A 12151-nucleotide genomic window follows, 5' to 3' on the forward strand; every position below is an offset into this window, starting at 1 on the left:
GTTTAATTGCAGTTTGCTGGAAAATTAGGTAATTTACTATCATCTAGATTAGAAAATTTTGCGAATTCAGAACAACGAGTCACATTGCTGACATCCCAATTAGAAATATCTTGATTAAAATTATCAGAACTAAAAAACATATTATTCATATCTATTACACTGCTCACATCCCAATTAGAAATATCTTGATTAAAAGAAACTGCACTCGAAAACATGAAACTCATCTTAGTTACATTTCTCACATCCCAACTAGAAATATCTTGATTAAATTTCGATAAGCCAGAAAACATACTCCCCATATCAGTTACGTTACTCACATCCCAATTAGAAATATCTTGATTAAAAGAAAATGCAAACGAAAACATACCCCCCATATCAGTTACGTTACTCACATTCCAATTGGAAATATCTTGATTAAAATTATAAGAACCCCAAAACATACTACCCATATTAGTTACATTGCTTACATCCCAATTAGAAATATCTTGATTAAAGTTTTCACAGCCAGAAAACATATAACTCATATCAGTTACATTACTTACATCCCAATTAAAAATATCTTGATTAAAACTATTTAAATCATAAAACATAGCACTCATATCGGTTACATTACTTACATCCCAATTAGAAATAGATTCGTTTATATTTTTTACTTTAAAAAACATATAATTCATACTTTCTACATTTTTTAAATTAGGGGCGTCTGTAGCATTAATTTCTAGATTTTCACAATTCTTAAAAGCATTTTCAAATGATACCCATTCTATGTTGCCCCATTGTTCAATAGAAATTAATTTTTTATTATCTCTTTTGCTCTCAAGGTCAAAGAGACTGATTCTATTGAAGGGATAATTACTTGTATTAAATATAGCAACTTTATACATTCCTACTTTAGGAAACGTAACTGTATGAATATCCGTAGCTATTTCTCTTCTATTATTTTCAGGGTTTCCTATTTCTTCCCAAAATACAGTATACTGGTGTCCGGAACCTGGTATTTCAATTTGATTATCTTCAGATATTCCTTGGTTATCGCTTTTCCAAATGGTTATAAATGCATCTGGATTGTTTACATAAAATTCTCTATATGAAGGGATGTCATCTTTGTTACAAGCACTAAAATAAAAAATACATGTTAAGGTTAATAAAAAAATCTTTTTCATTATTTTTGATTTTTAGTGTTTAATTGCAGTTTGCTGGAAAATTAGGTAATTGGCTATCATCTAGATTAGAGCCATCTGCGAAAGAATTACATCTTTGTACATTGCTAACATCCCAATCAGAAATATCTTGACTAAAATTTGTTGCATTTAAAAATGTCCAATCCATTCGAGTGACGTTGCTAACATCCCAACCAGAAATATCTTGGTTAAAACTTGATGCACCCCAAAAAGCATAAGCTATGGTTTTCATATTTCTTACATCCCAACTAGAGATATCTTGATTAAAACTTTTTGCTCCGCTGAACATATGGCTTATTCTAATTACCTTACTTACATCCCAATTTGAAATATCTTGATTAAAACTTAATGCTGCGCCAAACATATCAGCCATATCAAATACCTTACTTACATCCCAAGAACCTATATCTTGATTAAAATTAATTGCAGCATAAAACATCGCACTCATAGCAGTTACATTACTTACATCCCAGCTAGAAATATCTTGATTAAAGCTTTCTGCTTCTCTAAACATAGTATGCATATTTGTCACTTTACTTACATCCCAACTTGAAATATCTTGGTTAAAGCTTTTACAAACAGCAAAAACACCATGCATATTAGTTATATTGCTAACGTCCCAGTCAGATATATTTCCATTAAAATTTTCACAATAAGTAAACATATCCCTCATATTCTGTACATTTTTTAAGTCAGGAGTGTCTGTAGCACTAGAATTAAGGTTTCTACATCCCCAAAATGCTTCTCTAAAAGAAGACCATTCTATTGAACCCCATTGTTCTATTGAAATTATTTTTTTAGAATTTGAACTACTAAATTTAATCCGATGAAAAGCAGGTGCTCCGCCACTGATACTAACTTTGTAGGTTCCAGCTTTTGGAAATGTTATAATACGAGAATTAGTTGCTGTTACTAAACCACTATTACTAGGGTTCCCTACTTCTTCCCAAAATATTTTGTATTTTGTTCCTGAGCCAGGTATTTCAATTTGATTGTCTTCTGAATCTCCTGGATTATCAGTTTTCCAAATGGTTATAAATGCATCTGGATTGTTTGCATACAAATCTCTATTTGAAGGGGTGTCATCCTTGTTACAAGCGCTAAAACAAAGAATGCATGTTAAGGTTATTAAGAAAATTTTTTTCATTATTTTTGATTTTTAGTGTTTAATTGCAGTTTGCTGGAAAATTAGGTAATTGGCTATCATCTAGATTAGAGCCATTTGCGAAAGAATTGCATCTTTGTACATTGCTAACATCCCAATCAGAAATATCTTGACTAAAATTTGTGGCATTTAAAAATGTCCAAGCCATTTGAGTGACGTTGCTAACATCCCAACCAGAAATATCTTGGTTAAAACTTGATGCACCCCAAAAAACATAAGACATACTTTTCACATTACTTACATCCCAACTAGACATATCTTGGTTGAATTTTTTGGCATTTGTAAACATATAATTCATTCTAATTAAGTTACTTACATCCCAATTTGAAATATCTTGATTAAAACTTAATGCTCCGCCAAACATATCATTCATATGAGTCACCTTACTTACATCCCAAGAACCTATATCTTGATTAAAATTAATTGCAGCATTAAACATCGCACTCATAGCAGTTACATTACTTACATCCCAGCTAGAAATATCTTGATTAAAGCTTTCTGCTCCTCTAAACATAGTATGCATATTTGTCACTTTACTTACATCCCAACTTGAAATATCTTGGTTAAAGCTTTTACAAACAGCAAAAACACCATGCATATTAGTTATATTGCTAACGTCCCAGTCAGATATATTTCCATTAAAATTTTCACAATAAGTAAACATATCCCTCATATTCTGTACATTTTTTAAGTCAGGAGTGTCTGTAGCACTAGAATTAAGGTTTCTACATCCCCAAAATGCTTCTCTAAAAGAAGACCATTCTATTGAACCCCATTGTTCTATTGAAATTATTTTTTTAGAATTTGAACTACTAAATTTAATCCGATGAAAAGCAGGTGCTCCGCCACTGATACTAACTTTGTAGGTTCCAGCTTTTGGAAATGTTATAATACGAGAATTAGTTGCTGTTACTAAACCACTATTACTAGGGTTCCCTACTTCTTCCCAAAATATTTTGTATTTTGTTCCTGAGCCAGGTATTTCAATTTGATTGTCTTCTGAATCTCCTGGATTATCAGTTTTCCAAATGGTTATAAATGCATCTGGATTGTTTGCATACAAATCTCTATTTGAAGGGGTGTCATCCTTGTTACAAGCGCTAAAACAAAGAATGCATGTTAAGGTTATTAAGAAAATTTTTTTCATTATTTTTGATTTTTAGTGTTTAATTGCAGTTTGCTGGAAAATTAGGTAATTGGCTATCATCTAGATTAGAGCCATCTGCGAAAGAATTACATCTTTGTACATTGCTAACATCCCAATCAGAAATATCTTGACTAAAATTTGTTGCATTTAAAAATGTCCAAGCCATTTGAGTGACGTTGCTAACATCCCAACCAGAAATATCTTGGTTAAAACTTGATGCACCCCAAAAAGCAAAAGCTATGCTTTTCACATTACTTACATCCCAACTAGAGATATCTTGATTAAAACTTTTTGCTCCGCTGAACATATGGCTTATTCTAATTACCTTACTTACATCCCAATTTGAAATATCTTGATTAAAACTTAATGCTGCTTCAAACATATCAGCCATATCAGTCACCTTACTTACATCCCAAGAACCTATTTCTTGATTAAAATTAATTGCAGCATAAAACATCGCACTCATAGCAGTTACATTACTTACATCCCAGCTAGAAATATCTTGATTAAAGCTTTCTGCTTCTCTAAACATAGTATGCATATTTGTCACTTTACTAACATCCCAACTTGAAATATCTTGGTTAAAGCTTTTACAAACAGCAAAAACACCACCCATATTAGTTATATTACTAACGTCCCAGTCAGATATATTTCCATTAAAATTTTCACAATAAGTAAACATATCCCTCATATTCTGTACATTTTTTAAGTCAGGAGTGTCTGTAGCACTAGAATTAAGGTTTCTACATCCCCAAAATGCTTCTCTAAAAGAAGACCATTCTATTGAACCCCATTGTTCTATTGAAATTATTTTTTTAGAATTTGAACTACTAAATTTAATCCGATGAAAAGCAGGTGCTCCGCCACTGATACTAACTTTGTAGGTTCCAGTTTTTGGAAATGTTATAATACGAGAATTAGTTGCTGTTACTAAACCACTATTACTAGGGTTCCCTACTTCTTCCCAAAATATTTTGTATTTTGTTCCTGAGCCAGGTATTTCAATTTGATTGTCTTCTGAATCTCCTGGATTATCAGTTTTCCAAATGGTTATAAATGCATCTGGATTGTTTGCATACAAATCTCTATTTGAAGGGGTGTCATCCTTGTTGCAAGCACTAAAACAAAGAATACATGTTAAGGTTAATAAAAAAATCTTTTTCATATTTATTTGAGGTTTTAAATTATATATTTTGATAAAAATGCGAATTAAACATTAATTTTTAATTAATTTTTGATTAATTAATTCATCACGTTGTTGCTAAAAAATAACTTTTTCGTAATGCTATAATTATAAATTTTTATTGAAATAAAAGAAACTATTTGATTATTAAATTCGCTTCAATAAACATAAATAATTCTATTATATCGATTCCTAAAGAGTATGCTACTTATTTTGAACAATACATACAACTGGTTTCTAAAAACGAGAAAACAATTACATAAAATTTAGTAGCTTGTCAAAAAGAATTTAATTATGTATTTAGAAAATTATTCATAGCAAAAAGAATTTTTATTGTGACGATTTCAAATATAGAAATTTAATAGCAAATAATTTTCACGCCTAGGCGTGAAAACTCAATAACAAATAATTTTCACGCCTAGGCGTGAAAATTATTTGCCATTTTATTTTTTTTATGCTGAAGGTAAATGGACGATGAAAGAATTGATTCAGCACATTATTGATACGGAACGGGTTTTTTCTTATGTAGCTTTGTGCTTTGCTAGAAAAGATAAAACTTCTTTGCCAGGTTTTGATTAAGATCTTTTTGTTGAGAACGACAATGCTAATGATAGCAGTTATTATGATTTATTGGATGAAATGGAGGTGTTAAGAAAGTCTTCAATTCAATTATTTAAAAGCTTTTCTGATGAAGCTTTGTTAAGAGTAGGAGTTTTTCAAATAATAAAATGTCTGTAAGAGCTTTAGGATATTTATTTTCAGGTCATCAAAGTCATCATTTGAATATTATAAAAGAAAGGTGTTTTTAAGAGAAAAACCGAAGTTTTAGCTTCGGTTTTAGTATGAATTTAATATTCAGTTTTATCTTGTTTTTCTGCCCACTTGTTAAACGGTTCTAGTGCAATTTCTCTTCCAATTTGTTCAAAAGGAATACTTCTTTTTTCATAGGGTAAAGGAATTTCTTTATAGATGAATTCATCATCAAAACCAATGTTTGCGGCATCTTGCTGATTGCTTCCATAATACACTTTATCTGGTCTAGCCCAATAAATGGCTCCTAAACACATTGGGCACGGTTCGCAAGAAGTATACACAATACACCCGTCTAATTGAAAAGAGCCAATATTTTTACAAGCATCTCTAATTGCTGTAACTTCTGCATGTGCTGTAGGATCGTTGGTAGAAGTAACTTTATTATTTCCTCGACCAATAACTAATCCGTCTTTGACAACAACACAGCCAAAAGGTCCACCTTCGTTATTATTCATTCCTTTTAATGCTGCTTTTACAGCGCCACTCATAAATTCTTCGTGTTTGTTCATCTGCCTTTTCTATTATTATGATTATTTTATTGAGCTAAAAAAAGCTGCATGTAGTATGCAGCTTTTAAGAGATTTTAAAATTAATATTTTTATTTTAAACCACCAGTCATTTCTTCTGGTTTTACCCATTCATCATATTGTTCTGGAGTAACATATCCTAAACGCACCGCTTCTACTTTTAAAGAAGTTCCGTTTGCATGCGCAGTATTTGCAATTTCTGCAGCTTTGTAATAGCCTATTTTAGTATTTAAAGCAGTAACTAACATTAAAGAGTTATTTACTAATTCAGTAATTCTTGCATGATTTGGTTCTATACCTGAAGCACAATGTAAATCAAAAGAAACGCAGGCATCACCAATTAATTGCGCAGATTGCAGAACGTTTGCAGCCATCATAGGTTTAAAAACGTTTAGTTCATAATGCCCCTGAGTTCCGCCAACAGTAACTGCAACATCATTACCCATTACTTGCGCACAAACCATAGTCATTGCTTCTGCTTGCGTAGGATTTACTTTACCTGGCATAATTGATGAGCCTGGTTCGTTTGCAGGAATTATTAATTCTCCAATTCCTGATCTTGGACCTGAAGCCATCATTCTAATATCATTTGCAATTTTATTTAAAGAAACGGCCACTTGTTTTAAGGCTCCGTGTGTTTCCACTAAAGCATCATGTGCAGCCAACGCTTCAAATTTATTTTCTGCAGTAATAAAAGGCATTTCAGTAAATTGGGCAATATATTTTGCTACTAAAACATCATAACCTGCAGGTGTATTTAATCCTGTACCTACTGCAGTTCCTCCTAAAGCTAATTGAGACAAATGTTCTAATGTATTATTTAAGGCTTTTAAACCAAAGTTTAATTGTGCTACATAACCAGAAAATTCCTGACCTAATGTAAGTGGAGTCGCATCCATTAAATGTGTTCGACCTATCTTTACAACATCCTTAAACGCTTCAGATTTAGTTTTTAAGGTATCTCTTAATTGCTCAATCCCAGGAATTGTAGTTTCTACAATTTTCTTATAGGCTGCAATATGCATTCCTGTTGGAAATGTATCATTAGAAGATTGCGATTTGTTTACATCGTCATTTGGTTGAATCGTCTTTTCTCCTTCACCAATAACTTTTCCTGCAATTTCATGGGCTCTGTTCGCAATCACTTCGTTCACATTCATGTTAGATTGTGTACCTGAACCCGTTTGCCAAATTACTAAAGGAAATTGGTTATCTAGTTTTCCTGCTAAAATTTCATCACAAACTTTTGCTATTAGATCTCTCTTTTCAGTGGTTAAAACACCGAGCTCTTCGTTTGTATAAGCGGCAGCTTTTTTAAGATACGCAAAACCATATACAATTTCCATAGGCATAGAAGCTGAAGCCCCAATTTTAAAATTATTGCGCGAACGTTCTGTTTGTGCCCCCCAGTATTTATCTGCAGGAACTTTTACGTTTCCCATGGTATCTTTTTCGATTCTATATTTCATAATTATGATATAAATTTTGGATACAACAAAATTACAAAAAAGTATGATTACATAAAGTTGATAATTATCATTTTTAGATAACTAAAAAAAATATTTTTTTGATTGGTGTTTTTTGAAAATAAGTCTTATTTTTGCTTCATTAATTTTTCAAAATATTTCAATGTTAGATTTTTCACAATTTTCAGGATTAGTTTTATTTATGTTTGTTTTTACAGCTGGTTTTTGGTTGTTAATATTCTTATTAACATTTGTTGTTCCTTATTGGATTGGCGGAACTATCTGGGAAAATATGAAATTAAAGAAAGAAGCTAAAAAGGCTGCTGAAGGCAAGTAAGCTTTAAAATAAATGATAAAAAAAACTCGTTCAAGAAATTGAACGAGTTTTTTTATGAGTTTTATTGATATTTAAGTATTGAAATAAAAACCTCTTATATTCTATTTAAATAGCTTAAAAGGGAGTTAATGCAGTAATTTTTTAATTATGATAAAGTTATTGTCTAAAACAAAAAAAGTAGTTTTGTAATAGAAGTAATAAAAAGATATTATTTCAAACCCTTTTGTAATTCAAAAGGTTAACCTTCAAATTCTTCTCCACCACCATTTTGTCTTCCACCTTTTTGTTTTTGATTTTTTTGTTGATTAAATCTGTAAGTAAAGTTTAAAGATATTTGACGAACGCGCCATTGAAAAGTTTGGTCAGAAATATTGGTTGGATTCTCTCTGTTTGGCGTGTAGTTGGTAGAATTTCTTTTTCTAGAATTAAAAAGATCACTTACATTTAAAATCAACGTTCCTTTTTCTTTTAACACATCTTTACTGAATGCCAAGTTGGCTGAAAAAATTCCATCACTTTCGCTTTGTGCACTTTCGCTTGGACCTCTGTAAGATAACCTTGTTTGCCATTCTATTTTATATGGTAAAGTTACTCTTGCGTTAAAACGTGCTCTCCAGCTTGAGTTACTGTTACTTAAATCCTCTGAAATTGTATTTGTAATATTCGTAGTTGGGTCTAAAAAGTCATAGGTATAAATTCCCTCTGTTTTAGAATTGAATACATTAAAACTTCCATCAAATTTTACTGTTTTCGCTGCATTATAATTGGCAGTAAACTCAAATCCATACCTATCTTCTGAAGCTAAATTGATTGGTTCTCTAATTAAAACAGATTCGTTATTACCATTAATTTCTCTAATTTCTTGCCTTGTAACTCTACTAATATTGTTTGTTGAATATTGATAATAAATAGATGAACTTACTGTTAATTTACCAATTTTATTTAGATAGCCTAAATCATAAGAGTTCGTAAAGGTTGGTATTAAAGCAGGATTTCCTTTAAAAATAATGTTCTGACTATTTCTTGATTCAAACGGATTTAAATACCAAAACCTTGGTCTTCTTAAGCGTCGACTATACCCTAAAGTAAAGCTTTGTTTTTCTGTTACTTCATAACCAATATTTAATGTGGGGAATAATTCTGTATAACTAAAATCGTTATTTTCATTCGTATTTAATAATCTTACTTTTACATCTGTAGTTTCTAAACGCAACCCTAAAAGAAAAGAAAATTTGTTAAATTTATTTCCGTATTGTGAATAAAACGCATGAATATTTTGACCAAATTCTAAGTTATTTGATGGGTCAAAATTTGGATCTGTTACCGGAGTTACTAAAAAATCTGAAGTTAAATCTTGAAAATCACCACGGTATCCCGCTTCAAACTGAGTGTTTTCGCCAATTGGTAGTACATAATCTGCTTGTAATAAAGTGTTTTTAGATGATTCGTTTGTAATGTTTGTTTCGTTTGTAAAACCAGTTTCGATATTGACAGCTTCTTCATTCTCTTTACTATCACTATACTGAAAATCTAAAGTTAATTTATGACCTTTTTTATTAAAATTGTTTGAGTAGTTTAACGAATATTGTATCGTTTCATCATCAGAATTTTCATCCTGTATTCTTATAATATTATCTGTTAATGCATTATTTTGGTCAAATTCTTTAATATCATTTGTAGAAAAATTCCCACCTTTTGTATTTCGGTAAAAAATGTTACCAGTTAAAGAGCTTTTTTTAGTTAAAAAATATTCTAAGCCAACATTTGCGTTAAAACTATTTCTATTTCTTGACCAATCTCTATCTTCAATTCTAGAACTTGTAACAGCACCATTTGTAAGATTTTTTAAATTTGTAAAAAAGTTTCCAGGACCTTTTCTATAGCTATATCCGAAATTAGAAAATAAGTTCGTTTTCTTTCCTCTTTGGTTTAAATTGGTTGCTAATTGAAACTGATCTGGTGTTCCAACTGTTGTGTTTACAGAACCATTAAAACCTAAAGCTTTTCCTTTTCTAAGAATAATATTTAAAATCCCGGCGGTTCCTTCTGCATCATACCTTGCAGACGGAGAGGTTATTACTTCAACTCTTTCTATAGCATCTGCAGGTAATTGTCTTAATGCATCTGTACCACTTAAGCCTACAAGAGCAGATGGTTTTCCGTCAATTAAAATCCGCACATTTTCATTTCCTCTTAAACTTACATTTCCTTCTACATCTACACTTACAGAGGGCACATTATCTAGAACATCAGATGCTGTTCCTCCTTTTAACGTCATGTCTTTTCCAACATTATAAATACGTTTGTCTAAACGAATATCTACTGTAGATTTTTCTGCAATAATTATTACTTCACCCAAACTACTTGCGTCTTCAGAAAGTTTTATGATTCCAAAATCTTTATTTGTGTTTAAGGTTTGCTTTGGTAGTTTTATACTTTTAAAAGAAATATATTCAATACTAATATCATAATTTCCTTTGGGAGTTATGATACTAAAAATTCCTTTTTCATTAGTAATTCCACCAGAAACTTTTTTTGTTTCAGTCTCTTTTAAAACGATGGTAGCATATTCTAACGGTTCTTTAGTATCTGCATCAATAACTTTACCGATTAAGGTAATACTGTTAGTGCTAGACGGCTTTTGTGCGATTAGAAATAGTGAAGTGAATAAACAGAATACTAGTAGTGTAATTTTTTTCATTAGTTAGTTGGATATTTATTCATTTTAAAACAACAAAGAACTAATTAAGTTTGAGAGTTAATAGTTAAAAAAAAGTTAAAGAAATTATATGAATAGAATTTAAATAATAGCTGCTATTTTTTCTGGTGGTCTACCAATAACTGCTTTGTTATTATTGATTACAATTGGTCTTTCAATCAATTTAGGGTTTTCTACCATTGCAATAATAATTTCTTTATCAGAGAGTTCTTTTCCTTTGTAATTCTCTTTCCATATTTTTTCATTTTTACGAACTAAATCAATAGGAGAGATGTTTAAAAATTTTATTAACTCGTTTAATTCTTCTTCGGATAAAGTATGATCTAAATATTTTATAACTTCAAACTCTTTTTTAGAATCTTCTAAAATCGCTAAACCTTGTCTAGATTTTGAACAACGTGGATTGTGGTATATTTTTATCATTTTTATTTAAGTTTTAAATATTACGAACTCTTTTTCTGCCCATTTAACATTAAGTAAGACTTTAAAAACGGATTTATATCTCCATTCATTACATTATCTATATTCCCTGTTTCGTAACCTGTTCTTACATCTTTCACCAATTTGTAAGGATGCATTACATAATTTCTTATCTGGCTTCCCCATTCGTTTTTCATTTTATTGGCCTCAATATCATCTCTAGCTGCTTGTTGTTTTTGCAATTCAATCTCGTATAATTGAGATTTTAACATTTTCATTGCAGTTGCTCTATTATCATGCTGAGAGCGAGAATTAGAACAGGAAATTTGAATTCCAGTAGGTTTATGCGTTAGTTGAACTTTTGTTTCAACTTTGTTTACATTTTGGCCTCCAGCTCCGCTAGATCTTGCAGTTACAATTTCTATATCAGCTGGGTTTACATCTATTTCTATAGAATCATCTGCCACAGGAAAAACGTATACAGATCCAAAAGTTGTATGTCGCTTTCCATTAGAGTCAAAAGGTGAAATTCGTACCAATCTATGAACACCATTTTCTCCTTTTAACCACCCAAAAGCATAATCGCCTTCAATTTCTATCGTAATCGTTTTTATTCCTACAACATCTCCCGCTTGATAATTTAATGTTTTTAGTTTAAAACCTTGCTTTTCTGCCCACATCGTGTACATTCTAGATAACATTTCTACCCAATCACAACTTTCTGTTCCTCCAGCACCTGCTGTAATTTGTATAGTTGCAGATAAAGAATCTCCTTCTTCAGAAAGCATATTCTTAAACTCTAAATCTTCTAAAAAAGAACTTGTCTTTTCAAACTGTTCTATAACTTCATCTTCTTCAACTTCACCTTCTTTGTAAAATTCATATAACACATTTACATCTTCATTTAAACTGATTGTTTTCTTGTAATCTTCAACCCATTTTTTCTTAAAACGAAGTTCTTTCATTATAATTTCTGCTTGTTTTGGATTGTTCCAAAAATCTGGATTTACAGTTTTTTCTTCTTCGTTCGAAATTTCAATCAGCTTTTTATCAATCTCTAAATAAGATTTTAATTTTTCAATTCTTGAAGCAATATCTTTAAGTTGGTCTTGTGTAATCATAAGTCAAACAAAAATAAATTAATTTTTAAGATTTCTTGTTTTAAAACTGATCCTTATTTTATAGATTTATAC

At 30.7% G+C, this 12151-nt stretch carries 10 protein-coding genes; 1 reads left to right on the forward strand and 9 read right to left on the reverse strand.

The annotated features are described in order from the left end of the window. Positions 1 to 2 precede the first annotated feature (2 nt). The 6 genes from BLT88_RS06710 to fumC all read right to left on the reverse strand — a co-directional run bounded on the left by BLT88_RS06710 (position 3) and on the right by fumC (position 7485). The gene (locus BLT88_RS06710) at positions 3 to 1163 is read right to left on the reverse strand and encodes a BspA family leucine-rich repeat surface protein (RefSeq protein ID WP_091953825.1); all 1161 of its coding nucleotides are present in this window, start codon (positions 1161 to 1163) and stop codon (positions 3 to 5) included. Positions 1164 to 1182: 19 nt separating this feature from the next. Further along, on the reverse strand, positions 1183 to 2328 hold the full coding sequence (locus tag BLT88_RS06715) for a BspA family leucine-rich repeat surface protein (RefSeq protein WP_091953827.1): 1146 nt from the start codon (positions 2326 to 2328) through the stop codon (positions 1183 to 1185). A 19-nt stretch (positions 2329 to 2347) separates the two neighbouring features. Then, positions 2348 to 3493 (reverse strand): BspA family leucine-rich repeat surface protein, encoded by a 1146-nt coding sequence (locus tag BLT88_RS06720; RefSeq protein ID WP_091953828.1) that lies wholly within the window; start codon positions 3491 to 3493, stop codon positions 2348 to 2350. Positions 3494 to 3512: 19 nt separating this feature from the next. Then, complete coding sequence (locus tag BLT88_RS06725; RefSeq protein ID WP_091953830.1) at positions 3513 to 4658, reverse strand: BspA family leucine-rich repeat surface protein; 1146 nt, start codon at positions 4656 to 4658, stop codon at positions 3513 to 3515. A gap of 866 nt (positions 4659 to 5524) precedes the next feature. Beyond that, complete coding sequence (locus BLT88_RS06735) at positions 5525 to 5998, reverse strand: nucleoside deaminase (RefSeq protein ID WP_091953831.1); 474 nt, start codon at positions 5996 to 5998, stop codon at positions 5525 to 5527. A gap of 89 nt (positions 5999 to 6087) precedes the next feature. Beyond that, a complete protein-coding gene (fumC, locus tag BLT88_RS06740) occupies positions 6088 to 7485 on the reverse strand; it encodes a class II fumarate hydratase (protein ID WP_091953833.1) in 1398 nt (465 codons plus the stop codon). Positions 7486 to 7645: 160 nt separating this feature from the next. On the opposite strand from fumC, the gene BLT88_RS14240 reads away from it, so the two are divergent. After that, a complete protein-coding gene (locus BLT88_RS14240) occupies positions 7646 to 7819 on the forward strand; it encodes a hypothetical protein (RefSeq protein WP_036785962.1) in 174 nt (57 codons plus the stop codon). Positions 7820 to 8057: 238 nt separating this feature from the next. Here the strand turns inward: BLT88_RS14240 and BLT88_RS06745 are convergent, their stop codons facing one another. The 3 genes from BLT88_RS06745 to prfB form a co-directional block, all read right to left on the reverse strand. After that, complete coding sequence (locus BLT88_RS06745) at positions 8058 to 10520, reverse strand: outer membrane beta-barrel family protein (RefSeq protein ID WP_091953834.1); 2463 nt, start codon at positions 10518 to 10520, stop codon at positions 8058 to 8060. Between the two features lie 99 nt (positions 10521 to 10619). Next, positions 10620 to 10961, reverse strand: coding sequence for an arsenate reductase (glutaredoxin) (gene arsC, locus BLT88_RS06750; protein WP_091953836.1), 342 nt, complete (start codon positions 10959 to 10961; stop codon positions 10620 to 10622). A 20-nt stretch (positions 10962 to 10981) separates the two neighbouring features. Next, positions 10982 to 12079: a peptide chain release factor 2 gene (gene prfB / locus BLT88_RS06755; protein ID WP_091953837.1), complete on the reverse strand. Its 1098-nt coding sequence runs from the start codon at positions 12077 to 12079 to the stop codon at positions 10982 to 10984. Positions 12080 to 12151 lie beyond the last annotated feature (72 nt).

Source organism: Polaribacter sp. Hel1_33_78, from assembly GCF_900106075.1.
Lineage (GTDB): Bacteria > Bacteroidota > Bacteroidia > Flavobacteriales > Flavobacteriaceae > Polaribacter.